This window comes from Neobacillus sp. DY30 (genome assembly GCF_030123065.1).
Classification (GTDB): domain Bacteria; phylum Bacillota; class Bacilli; order Bacillales; family Cytobacillaceae; genus Neobacillus.
Genome location: NZ_CP126093.1, coordinates 35,001 through 54,805 on the forward strand (window position 1 = coordinate 35,001; position 19,805 = coordinate 54,805).

16 protein-coding genes and 1 rRNA gene (1 of these 17 only partly in view) are annotated in these 19,805 nt (G+C 39.8%); 14 read left to right on the top strand and 3 right to left on the bottom strand.

Annotated features, from left to right (window positions below; translation table 11 throughout):
* The 4 genes from rrf to tmk form a co-directional block, all read left to right on the top strand.
* A 5S ribosomal RNA gene (gene rrf, locus QNH29_RS00170) occupies positions 1 to 91 on the top strand; it begins 25 nt to the left of the window's first position.
* A 260-nt stretch (positions 92 to 351) separates the two neighbouring features.
* Positions 352 to 567 (top strand): sigma factor G inhibitor Gin, encoded by a 216-nt coding sequence (locus tag QNH29_RS00175; protein WP_283862941.1) that lies wholly within the window; start codon positions 352 to 354, stop codon positions 565 to 567.
* A gap of 83 nt (positions 568 to 650) precedes the next feature.
* Positions 651 to 2,096 (top strand): aminotransferase class I/II-fold pyridoxal phosphate-dependent enzyme, encoded by a 1,446-nt coding sequence (locus QNH29_RS00180; protein WP_283862942.1) that lies wholly within the window; start codon positions 651 to 653, stop codon positions 2,094 to 2,096.
* 27 nt (positions 2,097 to 2,123) lie between these two features.
* Entirely contained in the window at positions 2,124 to 2,747 is a 624-nt protein-coding gene (tmk, locus tag QNH29_RS00185; RefSeq protein ID WP_283862943.1) for a dTMP kinase, read from the top strand.
* Positions 2,748 to 2,804: 57 nt separating this feature from the next.
* Here the strand turns inward: tmk and QNH29_RS00190 are convergent, their stop codons facing one another.
* Positions 2,805 to 3,791: a glycoside hydrolase family 43 protein gene (locus QNH29_RS00190; RefSeq protein ID WP_283862944.1), complete on the bottom strand. Its 987-nt coding sequence runs from the start codon at positions 3,789 to 3,791 to the stop codon at positions 2,805 to 2,807.
* A gap of 193 nt (positions 3,792 to 3,984) precedes the next feature.
* Positions 3,985 to 4,746 carry an IclR family transcriptional regulator gene (locus tag QNH29_RS00195; protein ID WP_283862945.1) on the bottom strand — a complete coding sequence of 254 codons (762 nt, stop codon included), beginning with the start codon at positions 4,744 to 4,746 and terminating at the stop codon, positions 3,985 to 3,987.
* Positions 4,747 to 4,990: 244 nt separating this feature from the next.
* On the opposite strand from QNH29_RS00195, the gene QNH29_RS00200 reads away from it, so the two are divergent.
* The 7 genes from QNH29_RS00200 (at position 4,991) to QNH29_RS00230 (ending at position 14,217) form a co-directional block, all read left to right on the top strand.
* The gene (locus QNH29_RS00200) at positions 4,991 to 6,982 is read left to right on the top strand and encodes a YjhG/YagF family D-xylonate dehydratase (protein ID WP_283862946.1); all 1,992 of its coding nucleotides are present in this window, start codon (positions 4,991 to 4,993) and stop codon (positions 6,980 to 6,982) included.
* Between the two features lie 105 nt (positions 6,983 to 7,087).
* Positions 7,088 to 8,023, top strand: coding sequence for a dihydrodipicolinate synthase family protein (locus QNH29_RS00205; RefSeq protein ID WP_283862947.1), 936 nt, complete (start codon positions 7,088 to 7,090; stop codon positions 8,021 to 8,023).
* Positions 8,024 to 8,051: 28 nt separating this feature from the next.
* On the top strand, positions 8,052 to 8,891 hold the full coding sequence (locus QNH29_RS00210) for an aldo/keto reductase (RefSeq protein WP_283862948.1): 840 nt from the start codon (positions 8,052 to 8,054) through the stop codon (positions 8,889 to 8,891).
* A 78-nt stretch (positions 8,892 to 8,969) separates the two neighbouring features.
* On the top strand, positions 8,970 to 10,355 hold the full coding sequence (locus QNH29_RS00215) for a glycoside-pentoside-hexuronide (GPH):cation symporter (protein WP_283862949.1): 1,386 nt from the start codon (positions 8,970 to 8,972) through the stop codon (positions 10,353 to 10,355).
* 8 nt (positions 10,356 to 10,363) lie between these two features.
* Positions 10,364 to 11,965: a glycoside hydrolase family 43 protein gene (locus QNH29_RS00220; protein WP_283865495.1), complete on the top strand. Its 1,602-nt coding sequence runs from the start codon at positions 10,364 to 10,366 to the stop codon at positions 11,963 to 11,965.
* Between the two features lie 30 nt (positions 11,966 to 11,995).
* The gene (locus QNH29_RS00225; RefSeq protein ID WP_283862950.1) at positions 11,996 to 13,477 is read left to right on the top strand and encodes a glycoside hydrolase family 5 protein; all 1,482 of its coding nucleotides are present in this window, start codon (positions 11,996 to 11,998) and stop codon (positions 13,475 to 13,477) included.
* A gap of 212 nt (positions 13,478 to 13,689) precedes the next feature.
* On the top strand, positions 13,690 to 14,217 hold the full coding sequence (locus QNH29_RS00230) for a glycerate kinase (protein WP_283862951.1): 528 nt from the start codon (positions 13,690 to 13,692) through the stop codon (positions 14,215 to 14,217).
* Positions 14,218 to 14,338: 121 nt separating this feature from the next.
* Here the strand turns inward: QNH29_RS00230 and QNH29_RS00235 are convergent, their stop codons facing one another.
* Positions 14,339 to 15,484, bottom strand: a complete 1,146-nt coding sequence (locus QNH29_RS00235; RefSeq protein ID WP_283865496.1) for an ROK family protein — start codon at positions 15,482 to 15,484, stop codon at positions 14,339 to 14,341.
* Between the two features lie 115 nt (positions 15,485 to 15,599).
* Here QNH29_RS00235 and QNH29_RS00240 point away from each other — a divergent pair, with 115 nt between their 5' ends.
* From QNH29_RS00240 to xylB, 3 genes are all read left to right on the top strand, one after another.
* Positions 15,600 to 16,673 (top strand): Gfo/Idh/MocA family protein, encoded by a 1,074-nt coding sequence (locus QNH29_RS00240; RefSeq protein ID WP_283862952.1) that lies wholly within the window; start codon positions 15,600 to 15,602, stop codon positions 16,671 to 16,673.
* Between the two features lie 177 nt (positions 16,674 to 16,850).
* The gene (xylA, locus tag QNH29_RS00245; protein ID WP_283862953.1) at positions 16,851 to 18,182 is read left to right on the top strand and encodes a xylose isomerase; all 1,332 of its coding nucleotides are present in this window, start codon (positions 16,851 to 16,853) and stop codon (positions 18,180 to 18,182) included.
* A 78-nt stretch (positions 18,183 to 18,260) separates the two neighbouring features.
* Positions 18,261 to 19,760, top strand: coding sequence for a xylulokinase (gene xylB / locus QNH29_RS00250; protein ID WP_283862954.1), 1,500 nt, complete (start codon positions 18,261 to 18,263; stop codon positions 19,758 to 19,760).
* Positions 19,761 to 19,805: the final 45 nt, after the last annotated feature.

Below are 19,805 nucleotides of genomic sequence, written 5' to 3' on the forward strand. Positions count from 1 at the left end.
CACCCGTTCCCATACCGAACACGGAAGTTAAGCTTCTCAGCGCCGATGGTAGTTGGGACTTTGTCCCTGTGAGAGTAGGACGTTGCCAGGCACACGAAGCACAACCTGATAAGGGTTGTGCTTTTTTTATACGACAAAAAGACAGTAAGAGAATCGTGCCCGTGCAGCGACGTTATTAAACTAAAGCAGTAGGTTTATAAAAAAATAAAAAAAGTACGAAGTGTTTTTCAATAAATCGTTACTAGACATACACCCAAAAGCATTTACCTACATAAGATATATCGAGGGATGCCCTGAAGATGATAATTCTAAATATTGTATACAATTGAAAATGTCGGGAACAATAGATGTATGGAGGTGGTGTGGTTGAGTTCAGCAGCACATAGTCATTATCACGAAACATGCGTTATATGTGAGGATCTAAAACCAAAAGGGATACATCTATATACCTCGTTTATATGTACTGATTGTGAAAAAGACTTAATTCAAACAGAAACACATGATCCAAAATATAAATATTATCTTAAACAGTTAAAGAAAGTAACAACGCCAGAAATTTTTTCATAAAAAGTCCATTTGGACTTTATTTTTTTGCTTAAAAAGGGAGAGGTCATGTAAAATGAATGAGACTCTTTTAAAGGAGTATTCCAATGAATAAACAAAGTCGAATTCCGTTATATGAAGCATTGATTCATTATAAAAATACAGATCCAATTTCATTTCACGTTCCAGGCCATAAGTCCGGAGTTGTTTTAAACAAGCAATCCCAAAATATCTTTAGGGAACTTCTGAAACTTGATGCAACAGAACTATCTGGTTTGGATGATTTGCACTCCCCTGAAGGCGTAATTAAAGAGGCTGAGGAGCTCTTAGCAGCACTTTATCAGGTTAAGAAAAGTTTTTTCTTGGTAAATGGATCAACTGTCGGCAATATAGCTATGATCCTGTCAGTTTGTGAGAAGGATGATGTTATCCTTGTTCAACGAAATTGCCATAAGTCAGTCTTAAATGCTATAAAGTTAGCAAAGGCCAGACCCATTTTTTTAGAACCTGAATATAATCCAGAATGGAAAACGTCAACTGGAGTTTCGAAAGAAATCGTGGAAAAAGCCATTTCCCTCTATCCAAATGCGAAAGCGATTGTCTTAACCTATCCAAACTATTATGGTTTGGTATATGATTTAAAAAGTATCATTGACCTTGCTCACCTAAAAAACATACCAGTATTAGTAGATGAAGCCCATGGCCCTCATTTAATTATTGGTGAGCCCTTTCCGGCGTCCGCAATACAATTAGGGGCGGATATGGTGGTGCACTCAGCACATAAAACCTTGCCGGCCATGACTATGGGTTCTTATTTACATATAAACAGTGAAAGAGTCAACCTCGATAAGGTAAAGGACTACTTGCAAATGCTTCAGTCTAGCAGCCCATCATACGTTATCATGGCTTCACTAGATTTAGCGAGAAACTACTTAGCAACGTATTATGAGAACGATTTAGTCTACTTAAAACAAGAAATATCGAAATTTAAAAAAGAGCTGGCAGCGATTCAAAGCATTAAGGTACTAGAGTATCCTGACTTACCTGGAGATACATTAAAAGTAACCATACAGTCAAGGTCTAAGTTAAGTGGATTTGAACTCCAGAAAAGATTAGAAGATATAGGCATCTATACAGAATTAGCAGATCCTTATAATGTCCTTTTTATCCTTCCCTTATTGAAGGATAACCAAGAATATCCATTAGAAAAAGCAGGTAAAAAAATAAAAGAGCTACTAGAGGAAATACCATATTATCCAGTTGAGGAAGAGGCAACCCTAGTCAGTACAGGAAAGATATCTGAGTTAGCAATTTCCCATGACAAGTTGTCTAATATGGAGAAACGGCTATTACCCATTTCAGAAGCAGCAGGGCAGGTTTGCGCGGAGACAATTATTCCATATCCGCCGGGTATTCCACTTTTGTTAATGGGGGAGTTAATTACGGAGGAAAAGGTGAAACAGCTTACCCAACTAATGAATGCAGGGGCGAGATTTCAAGGAGGCTCTTTCCTCAACCGTAATCAAATCAAAATTGTGAGAGTAAGTTTTTAAATTGAATACATGAATGGAGAAGTTTATATGAGTTACTTTATTACCCTTGAAGGAGTCGAGGGATCTGGCAAATCAACCATCATTAATTTCATAAAAGACTCATTAGAGACTGGTGGAAAAAAGGTGGTTGTAACAAGAGAGCCGGGGGGAATTGATATTGCAGAGCAAATTCGTTCTGTTATACTAGACAAAAAAAACACTAAAATGGAGGGTAGGACAGAAGCTCTCCTTTATGCAGCAGCAAGAAGACAGCATTTAGTGGAAAAGGTAATACCTTCACTTAATGAAGGCTATATTGTATTATGTGATAGGTTTGTAGATAGCAGCTTAGCATATCAGGGATATGCTAGAGGGTTAGGTATTAATGAGGTCTATTCCATTAACAAATTTGCTATTGGAGACTTAATGCCGGATTTAACTTTGTACCTGGATTTGGATCCCCAGATCGGGTTAAGTCGAATTGCCAAAAATAAAGAAAGAGAAATAAATAGGTTAGATTTAGAAGAAATAAATTTCCATGTTAATGTTCGGGAAGGCTATGAAGAAGTAATGAAGATGTTTCCCGAAAGAATGGTAAGAATAGATGCAAATCAAGAAGTTGGAAAAGTTATGGCAGATATCACTGAAGTATTAGCTACGAGGATTAAATAGTATACCTGAAAAAAGGCTGGCTTCAACTAGAAGTCAGCCTTTTTTCTGCTTATTTGCTTATTTATCTCCATATGGATCAATGGTTTGAATCGTTCCATCTTCATTATATTTTAGTTCAGTGTATTTCACAGAGCGCTTGTGGTTTACACCATCTGATAACTCGCAATCATGATAGAACAGGTACCATTTGTCGTTAAACTCAACAATCGAATGATGTGTTGTCCAGCCAATAACTGGAGTAAGAATCGTTCCTTTGAAGACAAATGGCCCTTGTGGATTCTCACTCACTGCATAAACAATTTTATGAGTTGTACCAGTTGAATAAGATAGATAGTAAAGACCATTGTATTTGTGAACCCATGGACCTTCAAAATATCTTCTGTCTTCGTCACTTGCAAGAATTGGGTTGCCCTCTTCGTCAACAATGGAAATTTCTTTTGGCTCACTTTTGAAAGTAAGCATGTCATCACTTAGTTCAGCTACTCTAGGTCCTAATGCAGGTGCATCTGGTGCGGGACCTTCAGCGTCTGGAACAAATGTACCAGTCTGCCACTTTTCCAACTGACCTCCCCAAAGGCCGCCGAAATAAACATAGGCCTTTGAATCTTCATCCACCAATACAGCTGGGTCAATGCTGAAGCTGCCTGGTATGTAGTTTTCCTCTGGCGTAAAAGGACCTGCAGGATTAGGGCTTGTTGCGACACCGATTCTAAAAATGCCATCTTTATCTCTTGCCGGGAAGAATAAATAATACGTGTTGTTTTTATAAGCTGCATCAGGTGCCCACATTTGTTTAGATGCCCATGGAACATCCTTTACATGAAGCGCTTCCCCGTGGTCAACAACAGGTGAAGTTACATCATCCATAGATAGGACATGGTAATCTTCCATTTTATATTGGTCGCCATTATCATTTGAAGGTTCATCGTGATCAAGATCATGAGATGGATAAATATAAAGTTTTCCTTCAAACACATGCGCGGAAGGATCTGCGGTGTAAATGTGAGTAACTAAAGGCTCATTTGGTTTTGAGTTTTTTTCCATAATATCTCCCCATCGAATAGAATAGTGATTTACAAATATATTATAACTGATGTTCCATAACTTTGTATATCCAAACAACTAACTTTTTTTATTACCAATTGGATATAGAATTATGCTCCGGTTTTCCTCAGTTAAAAATAGAAAACAAAAAAGCAAGTGAAGATAAAGGATTCTCCACTTGCCTTATTAGGGATTATTCATTTACATATCTCATTTGTTCCGAAAGTTCGATACAGGATGTTTTGAGGAGCTGAACAAATTGATTCATTTCCTCATCATCTACACGCGAAATTAAGGTGGAAATACTGATTGCTGCTAGTACCTGACCCTTTCCATTGAAAATGGGCACAGCTGCACACCGCACACCTTGTTCATTTTCTTGGTCATCTATTGCAAATCCCTGTTGCTTAACCTTTTCAAGTTCCTTTCGAAAAATGACCTCATTCATAATGGTGCTGGTGGTTTGATACTGAAATTCATAATCTTTTAATAAGATTTCTGTTTCATTCAGTGGTTGATAGGCTAAAAGGACTTTTCCAATGGCAGTAGAGTGCAGGGGAAGCCTTCGACCAATACGAGAATAACGAATAATGGATTGTTCCCCTTCTACTTTATCGATATATACACCTTCCCGGCCATCCAAAATCCCCAAATGGACAGTTTGCCCTGTTTTGGTAGAGAGATCGAGCAGGTACTTCCTTGCAGTTTTTCTTATATCCATATTGTTGATGACTAAATTTCCTCGTTCCGCTAGTTTGAGTCCTAATCTGTATTTTCCATCCTCAGGGTTTTGATCAATATAGGAATGTACCTGAAGTGTTTTTAATAGGGAGTGAACAGTACTTTTATGAAGCCCCATCATCTCACTAATTTCGGTAATTTTAAGCTCTGACTTATGCTCATCGAATAAATCTAGAATTTTCAAAGCCCGTTCAACAGACTGAATAATTGGCATAAATGACTCCTTTTTTGTTTTATATTATAAAATTATATCTTATTATAACAAACAATAGATATAAACATATGTAAATCAAAATGGTCAAAAAAACTGATTTGTAAAGTAATAGGCACATTTTCCCTTTCTACAAAGAAATAGGTATGCTATAATCAACCCGAAACAATATAATAGAACATGGTTTTATATTATAAAACCAAATAACATTCAAAAGCTGTAAATCGTTATTACATGGGAGGTTACGATGTCATTACAATTAATTTTTGGAGAAGAAAATCAATCCATCTATAGCATAAAGACTCATGGTGCAGGACCGAAGGGTTCACTACCACTGACTCCTGAAATGTTGCGTGAACTGCCTAGCGGCGATATTTTTGGAATGACCCAAAATGCCGGAATGGGCTGGGAACCGGCTAAGCTCCTTGGTAAACAAGTACTGATTATTGGAACTTTGGCAGGCATTCGGGATCACGATGGAACACCGATTGCCTTAGGATATCATACCGGAAATTATGAACTAGGATTACAAATGAGAGCAGCTGCTGAAGAGGTTACTAAACTAGGCGGTGTCCCATTTGCTAGTTATGTAAGCGATCCCTGTGATGGCCGATCCCAAGGGACAACGGGGATGTTTGACTCCCTTCCTTATCGTAATGATGCAGCTGTTGTGATGAGGCGCCTAATCCGGTCTATTCCGACAAGGCGGGCGGTTGTAGGGGTTGCTACATGTGATAAGGGTTTGCCGGCGGTGATGATTGCTCTGGCATCCATGCACAATCTTCCAACCGTTCTAGTTCCAGGTGGTGCAACACTTCCTCCTACAGAAGGAGAAGATGCTGGCAAGGTTCAAACAATTGGTGCTAGATTTGCCAATAATGAGCTTACATTGGAGGAAGCAGCAAGACTTGGCTGTGTAGCATGTGGCTCTAGCGGAGGGGGATGTCAATTCTTAGGAACTGCCGGTACCTCGCAAGTAGTGGTGGAAGCATTAGGATTAGCATTGCCTCATTCTGCTTTATCACCATCCGGCCAGCCTGTTTGGGAAGAGATTGCCAAACAGTCAGCTCGCGCCGCGTTGGAAATGGAGAAAAAAGGCATTACAACAAAGGATATCATTACTGATAAAGCGATTGAAAATGCCATGATCCTACACGCTGCTTTTGGTGGTTCAACCAATTTGCTCTTACATCTTCCAGCTGTAGCACATGCTGCCGGCTGCAGAATTCCTACGGTAGATGATTGGGAAAGAATTAACAAGTTAGTACCACGCTTAGTAAATGTATTACCAAACGGACCAGATAACCATCCAACCGTTCGAGCGTTTTTAGCCGGAGGAGTACCAGAAGTAATGCTTCATCTAAGGAAACTAGGTCTGCTGCATGAGGATGTCCTTACCGTTACAGGGGAAACACTTGGAGCAAACCTTGATTGGTGGGAAACCTCAGAACGACGTGCAAAATTTAGAAAACTGTTGGTGGAACATGATGGAATACAACCGGATGAAGTGATTATGAGTCCAACCCAATCAAAACAACGTGGGTTAACCTCGACGGTTACCTTTCCGAAAGGAAACCTTGCACCTGAAGGCTCAGTTATTAAATCAACTAGCATTGATCCATCTGTGGTTGGGGAAGATGGTATTTATCGCCATACTGGCGCAGCAAAGGTTTTCACATCTGAAAAAGCAGCAATCAAGGCGATTAAAACAGGTGGAATTGAAGCGGGTGACATTATGGTAGTTATGGGAGGAGGACCACTTGGGACAGGAATGGAAGAAACCTATCAATTAACTTCTGCCTTAAAGCATTTATCCTATGGAAAACATGTTTCATTGATTACAGATGCCCGTTTTTCAGGTGTATCGACTGGTGCTTGTATTGGCCATGTAGGTCCAGAAGCCTTGGCGGGGGGACCAGTTGGTAAATTACGAGATGGTGATGTAATTGAAATTATAGTGGACAGAAATCAATTAATTGGTTCCGTTAACTTTATTGGAACAAAGGATAAGCAGTTGTCGATAGAAGAGGCAGCTAGAGTATTAGAAGAACGTGAGACTCATCCAGACCTTAAACCTGATCCAGGTTTACCGGATGATACACGATTATGGGCTGCACTTCAAGCCGCTAGTGGCGGAACCTGGCGCGGAAGTGTCTATGACACCGATCGAATCATAGAGGTGTTGAATGCAGGAATGAAAGCGCTAGCGGACGATAATAAGGAAAAAGTTACCCATTAACTTGTATTTATACTAGCAAATGAAAGAAACATTTTTATTATTATTAGGATCTACAGCAGGCTTTGGTAGATTGAGGGCCTGGTAGATTCCAAGGAGAGAGGTCTATTGAAAAAAGCTCAATTTTTAACGCCTGTGGTATCGGCTTTTGATTCTGAGGGCAATTTGGACTATCAGGCTAACAAAAATATTTATGATTTCCTAATAAATGGGGGAGTAGACGGTTTGGTAATTATGGGCAGTACCGGTGAATTTTCCTTTATGGAAGATGCCCAGAAAAAAGAGTTGATTGACTTAGCGGTAAGCTATGTGAATCACCGGACCAAAGTATATATCGGAACTGCGTGCATGACGGTAGAAGATACGGTTCAACTATCCAACTACGCAATTGATGCAGGCGCTGATGGTGTGATGATAATTAGCCCTTATTATTATTATCTCTCGGATGAGAGTGTGGAGTTCTATTTTGACCAATTGGCTCCAAGGGTAAAGGGAGATATTTACTTATATAATTATCCTGCTAGGACTGGTCACGATTTGTCCCCTGAGGTGACGCTTAATCTTTTGCGGAAACATAAAAATATTAAAGGATATAAAGATACTGTTACGGAAATGGGACATACAAGAAAATTAATCCAAACGGTACAGAAGGAGTTCCCGGATTTTATTATCTATTCCGGATTTGATGAAAACTTTGCGCATAATGTTCTTAGCGGCGGAAATGGCTGTATTGGCGGCCTTTCTAACATATATCCAGAAGTATTTTCCGCATGGGTAAATGCAATTAACGCAAAGGACTTGAAAAAAGTGGCTGATATTCAGAGCATTGTTGATAAAATGATGGAGCTATACGATTTTGGCCCAACCTTTATCCCATTTACGAAACAAGCGATGGTCTCTAGAGGAATTAGATTAGAGGGATATTGTCAAAAGCCTCTCATTCAGCCAAATGAGGAACTAACAGAATCTATCAATATGCTTTTACAAGAGTTAGATGCGAGAATCGTTCAGGTCATACCTGACTATAAAAGTGTTTTAGCATAAGATAACAGATGGAAAAGGAGTGTAGCTGATGCTGCAAGGTTTACAAAGTACAACAATATTAACTAATGGTGTGGAAATGCCATGGGTTGGCTTGGGAGTTTTTAAAGTACAAGACGGGGAAGAAGTTGTCAGCTCGGTAAAGGCTGCCGTTGAAGTGGGATATCGAAGTATTGATACTGCTGCCGTTTACGGAAATGAAGATGGTGTGGGCCAAGCAATCGCCGAGTCGAATATACCTCGTGAAGAATTATTTATTACCACAAAGGTTTGGAATGCCGATCATGGTTATGAAGCAACATTAGCAGCATTTGATGTTAGTATGAAAAAGCTGGGGCTGGATTATTTAGACCTTTATTTGATACACTGGCCTCTGCCGTCTCAAGGAAAATATATGGAGACATGGAAAGCGCTTGAAAGACTTTATAAAGATGGTCGTGTCCGCGCTATTGGTGTAAGTAACTTCAAAATTCATCACTTGGAAGACATTATTGCCAACTGTGAAATTAAACCAATGGTCAATCAAGTGGAATATCATCCACGCTTTAATCAAAGGGAGTTGCATGCTTTTTGTAAAAAACATGGGATTCAGCTTGAAGCATGGTCTCCATTAATGCAGGGTGGACTTTTTGAAGAGCCTGTCCTTGTAGAAATTGCCAAGAAATACAATAAGTCAGTAGCACAAATTATCATTCGCTGGGATATCCAAAATGAGGTAGTGACGATTCCAAAATCAGTTAAACCTCACCGGATTGCAGAGAATGCTAATGTCTTTGATTTTGAACTTTCACATGAGGACATGGACAAAATAAATGCCCTCAACACAGATGAACGAATGTTTGCAGATCCTGATGACTTTAGCCGAGTGTAAGAAGGCTTATTATTATCCACTTAGTTTATACACTGTATAAACTAAGTGTTAGCAATTATCATGTAGAGGGGAATCGAAATGAGTACAAGTCTAGCTGAGAAAATAACAGTAGTAGAAGCACCAGAGAAAATTAAAATGAAGGAAAAGGTCGGCTATGCTACCGGGGATTTAGCCTGTAACTTCATTTATCAAACTGTAAGTAGTTATCTATTATTTTTCTATACAGACGTTTTTGGAATTACCGCCGCTGCAGCTGGATTAATGTTCCTAGTAGTTCGATTGGTTGATGCGGTTCTCGATCCATTTATCGGAGCGGTTATTGATAAAACCAATACTAAATATGGAAGATTTCGTCCCTATCTTTTATATGGTGCGTTTCCGTTTGCAGGGGTAGCGATTCTGTGCTTTACCACTCCTGGATTTTCTGATCCTATGAAACTCGTTTATGCCTATGCTACGTATATTATGTTATCGATTACATATTCCGTGATTAACATTCCTTATGCAGCGCTTACTTCAGCGATTACACAAGATAACAAAGAGGTTGTCAGCCTAACTTCAGTACGGATGCTGTTCGGCAACATGGGTGGATTAATCGTTTCATTTGGTGTACCGCTTTTAGCCGGAATTTTTACAAATATGACGGGTGAAACAGGTTCTGGATGGCAAATCACCATGACAATCATGGGAATTATTGGGGCACTCTTATTGTTGTATAGCTTCTATAACACAAAAGAACGTGTTCCGCTTAATCATTCAAAAGAAGCAGAAATTAACTTTAAAGATATCTGGGTTCAATTAAAAACCAATCGTCCACTTTTAATCGTATGCTTTTTCTTTATTCTTAACTTTGGTGTAAACTCGATTGTTAACTCTGTTGGTATTTATTATGTCACGTATAACGTTGCAAAACCGGAATTAGTTAAATGGTACGGTTTAATGGGAACACTTCCTGCACTAATCCTAATGCCATTAATGCCAATGATGTATAAACGGATGGGTAAGAAAAAACTATTGTTTACGGCTTTGTCTTTAAAAGCAATTGGATTATTAGCTCTATTCTTGATTCCGCCAACCTTGGTTCCACTTGTATTTGCAGGACGTTTAATTGCAGCACTTGGTACCATCACAGCAGGTGCGTTTACATGGGCGTTAATTCCTGAAACGATTGATTATGGTGAATATAAGACTGGCAAGCGTGCAAGCGGTGTCATTTATGCATTGGTTGGCTTCTTCTTCAAGTTTGGTATGGCAATTGGAGGAATTGTTCCAGGTTTGATTTTGGCCAACTTTGGTTATGTTGCGAACCAAGCTCAGACTCCAGAGGCTTTGAACGGGATTTTGATTACGATGACCGTCATTCCGGCTGTATTCGTTATCATCGAGCTTGCAGCGATCTTCTTCTATAACTTAGATGAAAAGGAACATAAACGAATTCTGAATGTATTAAGAACGAGAGGATAATGAACACAATGAAAATTCAAAATCCAATATTAAAAGGCTTTAATCCCGACCCTAGCATTTGCAGGGTCGGAGAAGATTATTATATTGCCGTCTCTACCTTTGAATGGTTTCCTGGAGTTCAAATCCATCATTCTAAGGATCTAGTGAACTGGCATCTTGTATCACGTCCGTTGAACAGGGTTTCCTTAATCGATATGAAAGGAAATCCGAACTCAGGCGGTGTGTGGGCACCATGCTTAACCCATGCTGAAGGCAAGTTCTGGTTAATTTACTCCGATGTAAAAATGCATTCTGGTGCGTGGAAAGATACACACAATTACCTGACTACCTGTGACACGATTGATGGTGAGTGGAGCGAACCGGTTTATTTAAATAGTTCAGGTTTTGATCCGTCCCTATTCCACGATGTGGATGGAAGAAAATATATCGTCAATATGTTATGGGATCAAAGAACGTATAAGCATTCCTTTGGAGGAATTGTTCTACAAGAATATTCCCATGAGGAAAAACGTTTGATCGGCAAACCAAAGAACATTTTTGAAGGAACAGATATTAAGTTGACAGAAGGACCGCACTTATACTTTATTGATGGTTATTATTATCTGCTGACAGCAGAAGGCGGAACTCGTTACGCTCATACTGCGACTCTCGCAAGATCAAAAAATATTGACGGGCCGTATGAACTTCATCCGGATCATCCGTTCCTTTCTTCTTGGCATGATCCTCGCAATCCGTTGCAAAAATGCGGACATGCATCGATCGTTCACACTCATACGGATGAATGGTACCTGGCCCACCTGACTGGCAGACCGTTATCTCATGAGGATAAACCAGTGCTTGATTATCGTGGTTTTTGTCCGCTGGGAAGAGAGACTGCGATTCAAAAATTGGAATGGCGGGACGGCTGGCCATATGTTGTCGGCGGCAAACAAGGGTCGCTTGAAGTAGAAGCTCCGAAAATGGAAGAAGTGAAATGGGAGAAGGATTATGATGAGGTCGACCACTTCGACAGCCAAAGCTTGAACCATCATTTTCAGACATTACGGATTCCGTTAACAGAGGACTTTCTGTCATTGACCGATCGACCTGGAAACTTGCGCATTTATGGCAAAGAGTCGTTAACGTCGTGCTTTACTCAAGCGTTGGTGGCACGTCGCTGGCAGTCAATGCATTTTGATGCAAGTACGGCGGTAGCGTTCAAGCCGGATACATTCCAGCAGGCAGCGGGCTTAACATGCTATTACAATACGGAAAATTGGACATCTGTTCAAATTACCTGGAATGAGGAAAAGGGCTGCATCATTGATATTATGACTGCCGATAACTTTACTTTCTCGCAGCCGCTCCAGGGGAAAGAAATTCAAGTTCCGAAATCTGTGGTGTATGTCCACCTAAAAGTGAAGGTAAGGGAACATACCTATCAATACGCTTATTCTTTCGATGGCGAAACTTGGACGGATATTCCAGTAACTTTTGAATCTTATAAACTATCAGATGAATACGTTCGCCTAAACGGATTCACAGGCGCCTTCGTCGGCATGCACTGCCAAGACACAAGCGGCAGAAATCTGCCAGCCGACTTCGACTACTTTACCTATAAAGAACTATAGTATTAATTTTTAGAAGGGAAGGGATATATAATGGAAATGCTTCAGGTGAAAAATAATAAAATTACCGATACATCAGGCAATCCCATTCAACTTAGAGGTACATGCATTGGCGGCTGGATGAACATGGAAGACTTCATCAATGGCTACACTGGTACAGAGCACGCTCTTCGTCATACAGTTATGGAAGTCATTGGAAAAGAAAAAGCGGAATTCTTATTTGATAGAATGCTCCATTATTTCTTTGGTGAGGACGACATCGAGTTTATTAAAAGCTGGGGTGCAACCACCATCCGCATTCCATTAAACTATCGTCATTTTGAGGACGATGAAGCACCGTTTACGTATAAAGAATCAGGCTTCGAGCGCCTGGACAAAATCATTGATCTATGCGAAAAGCACGGCCTATATGTTATTCTCGACCTTCATGCAGTACAGGGCTTCCAAAATACTCACTGGCATTCAGATAACGATGTGCGTCACAGCTTTTTCTGGCATGACAAAACCTATCAAGATCGATTTATCGCTCTATGGGAAGAGTTTGCACGCCGTTACAAAGGCAGAGGCGTCATTGTAGGCTATAATGTCATGAATGAACCTGCGGTGAACACCCCTCACGGTGATTTTCCGCAGACCTTCTTTGGTAATTATAAGCCGGATTGGGAAAGAATGAATCGAATCTACAGACGTGTGGTCGAAGCAATCCGAGCAATCGACCCTGATCATATCATTTTCCTTGAAGGAGATAACTACTCGAAATTATTTGATGGTCTAGAAGCTCCTTTTGCGAAAAATTTGGTGTACAGCAGTCATAACTATACAGCAGCCGGATTCGGGCCTGGGCCATACCCAGGAGTGGCCGATGCCAAAACACCGCGCGTCGTCAGCGGCCAGTATTGGGATAAAGATGTTCAAAAGGAAGTCTTTTATAACCATGAAGGCACCAAATATGCAGAGAAGTATAATGTCCCACTTTGGGTAGGGGAGTTTGGTTCTGTTTATAATGGTCCGGAAAATGAAATTTCTGACCGTTTAAGTGCAATGGATGATCAACTAGACATCTTTGAGGAATTTGGGGCCCATTGGACCACCTGGACGTATAAAGATGTCGGTGTTATGGGCTTAGTGACCCTCGACCCAGAGTCAGAGTATATGAGAAAAGTTGCTTCGATTTTTAAAATGAAACATGCGTTAAATACAGATGATTGGATGATTTGGCTTCCAGGCTTTAAGGCAAGAGAATTAGCGACCGAATTGGCCAGCCATTTGGAAGCGGTAGTCAATCCGGAAATGCACCATGGTTATAACCTGGCCAGCCTTTCCCAAGCCATTTTTACCATCTATGCCGGGGCCTTAATCCAGCCAGAGTATGCAAAGATTTTTAAAGATCTTTCTGAAGAGGAAATTGATCTTGTTATGCAGTCATTTGCCTTCAAAAACTGCAAGATTAACGAAGGGCTGCTAGATATTTTAAAGAAACATTCAAATGAAAGAGTACAGGTAATAAAAAACTAATTTTATGAACCAGTTATTATAAAATCTAGTAGTTCTTGTGCAAAACTTCCTGCACTAAATAAAAAGGCTGATTTCAAAAAAGGTGGCCCGATAGGACCTTTATGGAATCAGCCTTCTCTTTACATATGTTTAAGTGAACTTTAGAAGTAACTGATAATCAGGGGTTTGAATTCTACAGAGCAGATTAATGAAAAGGATAGAATGTGAGGGAAATGGTGGAAAGATATGAAAAAAACTTTGTTATAGTGTTGGCACCAGATTCATTTAAAGAAAGTATGACGGCAAAAGAAGCATGTGAGGCAATGGAACGAGGAATAAAGAAAGCAAATGACCAGATTACGTTTATTCAAGTTCCAATGGCAGATGGTGGAGAAGGCACGATGCAATCTCTAGTCGATGCAACCGGCGGTGAAATCTATAAACTAAAAGTAATCGGTCCTCTTGGGAATGAGGTAGAAGCGTCCTATGGTATTTTAGGAGACAGTGAAACAGGGATAATTGAAATGGCTAGCGCAAGCGGAATTCATTTAGTACCAAAGGAAGACAGAAATCCACTTATTACCACCACCTACGGTACAGGTCAATTAATAAAAGCCTGTTTAAATCATGGTGTTAAAAAACTATTAATTGGTATTGGCGGAAGTGCAACAAATGATGGCGGAGCAGGTGTTATACAGGCATTAGGCGGAAAATTACTTGATGAAAAAGAGTTTAGTATAGAGAAAAAGTTACAGATATGAGGCTAACCAGAAGTATCAAACTGATGGCAGGCCATAAACCATGCATAAAAAATAACCCTGCTCTCGTAAAAAAGCAGGGTTATTTTATGAAAGGATGTAGTAATTTTTTTCAAAACAACAATTAAGAAGATTTTACTTCTTCTTTAATAAATTTCTCAACAACAAAAGCAGACACGCCTAATGCAGTCGAGTATTTTCCAAGCCTCGAAAAATCAATTTGCAACTCTTTTTGGTGATGAGTGAGAGTATGTTTTTGTATCGTTGTCCGGATGGGCTGCTCAATCCATTGCTTTGCCAATGCTAACCGATTTCCTATAATTACTTGGTCGGGGTTAAAGGTGTTAATAATATTATTGATACCATATCCTAGGTAGGTGCCGATTTCCCCTAGAAGTTTATGAGAGGTTTGGTCACATTCCTCTGCTAAAGTAATCATTGACTCAAGTGAATCGGTAGTAGCCTTTTCTAGCAGAGCATGTTCAGATGCGTATGCTTCCCAACAGCCCCGGCTCCCACAGCTGCAAGGTTTTCCGTCGATGTCAATGATCATGTGTCCTAACTCGCCAGAGAATCCATTTTTTCCTTGATATAACTCTTTGTTTAAGATAATACCTACACCGATACCAATTCCAGCGCTTATATAAATAATGTTTTGATAGTCCTGACCAGCACCAAACTGTTGTTCACCAAAAGCCCCAGCGTTTGCCTCGTTTTCAATAATGACAGGAACTTGGAATAGCTTCTCAAGGTCCATTTTCAACTGTATGTTGGTCCAGCCTAAGTTTGGAGCCAGAAGAACAGAACCCTCTTTGTTTACAATTCCAGGTACACCCACGCCAATGCCTACAACTCCATACCTGCTGCCAGGCATTTCATCGATGAGTGACTGAACCATATTTTGAACAGTGCTTAAGATAGTTGGATAGGGGGTTCGGTTAACTCTCTGATTATTCTCAATTAAAATATTGCCTTTCAAATCGGTTAATACACATAACACATAGTTTACCCCGATATCAACTCCAATCGCATATCCTGCGACTTTGTTAAAATGAAGGATCACGGGACGCCGCCCGCCGCTTGATTCCCCTGGTCCTGATTCAAAAATAAGTTCTTCTTCTAGTAACTCATTTACTAGAGAAGATACCGTAGCCTTGTGTAAACCTGATACTTGAGCAATGTCCGCCCTTGAAATGGGCTCTTTTTCCATAATCAATTGTAGTACAAGTGCTTTATTATTCTTTTTAACTACTTGCTGATTCCATGTCATGGTCTCCACTTACAAAAACTCCTTATTTGGTAGTACCTTAATAGTACCATAAACTTTGTTCAATGAATATACAATCATTCGGAACGGTGTTATAATGGGCTCGTTATTATCTTTTGTGAATTATAGACAAGAAAACATGCTTTTATCCTATATTTATCAAGAAGGAGCGATTCCATTGAGAAAAGCCCGTTGGGGAGTTATTAGTACGGCAGAAATTGCCCAGACACAGGTCATTCCAGCCATTTTACGTTCAGAAAACGCTGAGCTAGTCGGCATTGCCAGCAGGGATAATAAAGCAAAGGGTGTGGCAGAAAAATTCTCAATTCCTAATTATTATTTATCCTATGAGGAACTGCTTAGAGATCCAGAAGTTGAAGCTGTATACATACCTCTTCCGAACCATTTACATAGCAAATGGGTAAAAGAGGCAGCCAAGAATGGGAAACATGTCCTTGTTGAAAAGCCAGCCGCCCTAACAACTGAAGAAACAGAAGACATGATTAAAGTTTGCAAAGACAATAATGTAAAATTCATGGAAGCATTTATGTATCAATTTCATCCTCAGCACAAAAGGGTACAAGAAATAATGAAATCGGGCGAGATAGGTGAAATCAAATTCATAAGAGCTGGTTTTTCTTTTTTTCTTGAAGACCGAAAAGGTAATATCCGGATGAATAAAGAAATGGGCGGAGGCAGTATTTATGATGTGGGCTGCTATTGCATCCATGCAGTCCGTAATATCCTTGGTTCTGAGCCAGTTACGGTAGAGGCATTTGCAGAAATTTGTCCTCAAACTGGAATTGATCTATCAGCAATCGTCCATATGAAAATGGAAAATGGCGTGAATTGTGTCATTGATTCTGGTTTTGATATGTCATTTAGACAGGAATACGAGATTGTCGGGACAAAGGGCAGAATCATTGTACCACATGCCTACCGACCTGATGTGGTCAGTCATGACGCTGTTATTAACATCGGAGACAGGTCTGAGAGTATAGCCGGAGATCAATATAAAGTGCAAATTGAACATTTTTCAAAGGCTATTATCAATAACAGTGAACCTTCCTACTCAGCTGAAAATACCCTTAACAATATGCGTGTTATTGAAGCTTGTTATAAATCAATTGAAGAAGGAAAGGCCGTCACTTTAAACAAAAGGCTATGTGAACAAAGCTTAACAAAAAATTAATTTAAAGCGATTTAAAAATTTTTTTAAAAATCTTAGTTTATTCAATAGACAAACTAAGATTGCCTTGCTATAATCTGATTAAACAAAGGTTACAGATTAGTAGAGAAATAAACTTGTAAGCAGTTACATACTAAATCTGAAACCTAAAACCAACCAACTACTAGGAGGAATAACCAAATGGCTTATTTCGAAACAGTTAACAAAATCAAGTATGAAGGTGCTTCATCTAAGAATCCTTTATCATTTAAGTATTATAATCCAGAAGAAGTAATTAACGGCAAGACTATGGAAGAACTTCTTCGTTTCTCTGTTGCTTACTGGCACACATTCAATGCAGATGGATCTGATCCATTTGGTGTAGGTACGGCAATCCGCCCTTGGGATCGTTTCACTGGCTTAGACCAAGCAAAAGCACGTGTAGAAGCTGCATTTGAATTTTTTGGAAAATTAAACGTCCCTTTCTTTGCTTTCCATGATGTGGACATCGCTCCAGAGGGAAGCACATTAAAAGAAACTAATGAAAACCAAGATGTTATCGTTGGTATGATTAAAGAATACATGAAGACTAGCAAGACAAAACTTCTTTGGAACACTGCTAACATGTTCACAAACCCACGCTATACTCACGGTGCGGCAACTTCACCAAATGCAGATGTGTTTGCTTACTCTGCAGCGAAAGTGAAAAAAGCGTTAGAAGTAGCAAAAGAACTTGGCTCAGAAAACTATGTATTCTGGGGCGGCCGTGAAGGCTACGAAACACTTCTAAACACTAACATGCAACTTGAGCAAGACAACTTAGCACGTTTCTTCCACATGGCAGTTGACTATGCAAAAGAAATCGGCTTAAACGTTCCATTCTTAATCGAGCCAAAACCAAAAGAGCCAACTAAGCACCAATACGATTTTGATGTAGCTACTGGTATTGCATTCTTACAAAAGTATAACCTAACTGACTACTTCAAGTTCAACATCGAAGCGAACCACGCTACATTAGCTGGCCACACATTCGAGCACGAGCTTCATGTTGCACGTATCAACGGTATGCTTGGATCTGTTGATGCTAACCAAGGTGATACATTACTTGGATGGGATACTGACGAATTCCCAACTGATCTGTACACTAACACATTAGCAATGTACGAAATCTTGAAAAATGGCGGCCTAGGCAAAGGCGGCTTGAACTTCGACGCGAAAGTACGTCGTGGCTCATTCGAACCAGAAGATCTATTCCACGCACACATCGCTGGTATGGATGCATTTGCAATCGGCACAAAAGTAGCGAACAAGTTACTTGAAGACAAAGTTCTAGAAAGCTTTATCGAAGAGCGCTACAGCAGCTATACAAAAGGAATTGGTTTAGAGATCGTTGAAGGAAAAACAAACTTCCGTGAGCTTGAAGCATATGCTCTTCAGTTAAATGAAATCAAAAATCAATCAGGCAGAACAGAGCGTTTAAAGGCTATCATCAATCAATATTTACTAGAAACACTTTCAAGTGTAACAGTTTAATCTATACTCAATATAAACATGAAAAAAAGTGCTGGCAGCCTATTACTCCAGCACTTTTTTTAGAAAAGGATGATATGGATGAAGTATGTAATCGGGGTTGACCTTGGAACGAGTGCGGTAAAAATTTTACTTGTTAATCAAAAAGGTGAAATGTGTAAGGAAGTTTCTAAATCATATCCTTTAATAATTGAAAAATCTGGTTATAGTGAACAAAACCCAGAAGAATGGGTAGAAAAAACAACTGCAGGAGTAAAGGAACTGATCAATCAATTCGATGGAGATGTAAACGATATTGAAGGAATCAGCTTTTCCGGCCAAATGCACGGCTTAGTTTTATTAAATGAAAGCAATCAAGTACTAAGAAACGCGATCTTGTGGAATGACACGAGAACCACAAAACAATGTCAGGAAATCTACAATGTTGTTGGCAGAGAACGTTTATTAGAAGTAACGAAAAACCCTGCATTAGAAGGCTTTACTTTGCCTAAAATTCTATGGGTGAAGGAAAATGAACCAGAAATTTTTCAACGTGCAAGTGTGTTTGTGCTCCCAAAAGACTATCTACGTTACCGGCTTACAGGAAATATCCACATGGAGTATTCTGATGCCGCGGGAACGTTATTGCTAAACGTAGCTCAGCGTGAGTGGAGCGGTGAAGTGTTAGAAGCTTTTGGACTTTCAGGAGAATTGTGTCCTCCTTTGGTAGAATCCCATGCGTTCGTTGGTACGATTAATGCAGAATTTGCGCAAGCAACAGGATTAACAGAAGCAGTTAAGGTATTTGCAGGCGGAGCAGACAATGCTTGCGGCGCGATCGGGTCAGGGATTTTAACGGAAGCAAAAACGTTAGCAAGTATCGGTACCTCTGGCGTTGTACTCTCTTATGAAGAAAGAAATGATTTGGATTTCGAGGGTAAGGTTCACTACTTTAATCATAGTGAAGAAAATGCTTACTATACAATGGGAGTAACTCTGGCTGCCGGCTATAGTTTAAGCTGGTTTAAAGATACATTTGCGCAAGAAGAGGCGTTTGAACAATTGTTAGCAGGTGTGGATGAAGTTCCGGCTGGAAGCAACGGATTGTTGTTTACACCATATATCGTTGGTGAAAGAACTCCACATGCTGATTCTAATATTCGCGGCAGCTTTATCGGTGTTGATGCAGCTCATGAGCGTAAGCATTTTGCTCGTGCAGTCCTTGAGGGGATAACCTTCTCGTTAAATGAATCCATTGAGGTTTTTAGAAGCAGTGGAAAGATCATTGACTCAGTTATCTCAATTGGCGGAGGTGCTAAAAATGATACCTGGCTGCAAATGCAGGCGGACATTTTTAATGCGAAAATTGAAAAGCTTACGAGCGAACAAGGACCTGGAATGGGTGCTGCAATGTTAGCAGCATATGGCTGCGGCTGGTATCCATCATTAAAAGAATGTGCAGAGGTATTTATCCAAACGGCAAAGACATATTACCCTATACAGGAAAATGTTGATGCCTATAAGAAACTATTTGCCATCTATCAACAAGTATATTCTCAAACGAAGGAATTAAATGAGCAATTAAGAGAGTTTAGAAAATAATACTATATCAATAAAATAATTTCGGTTGGGTGATATACAATTAGA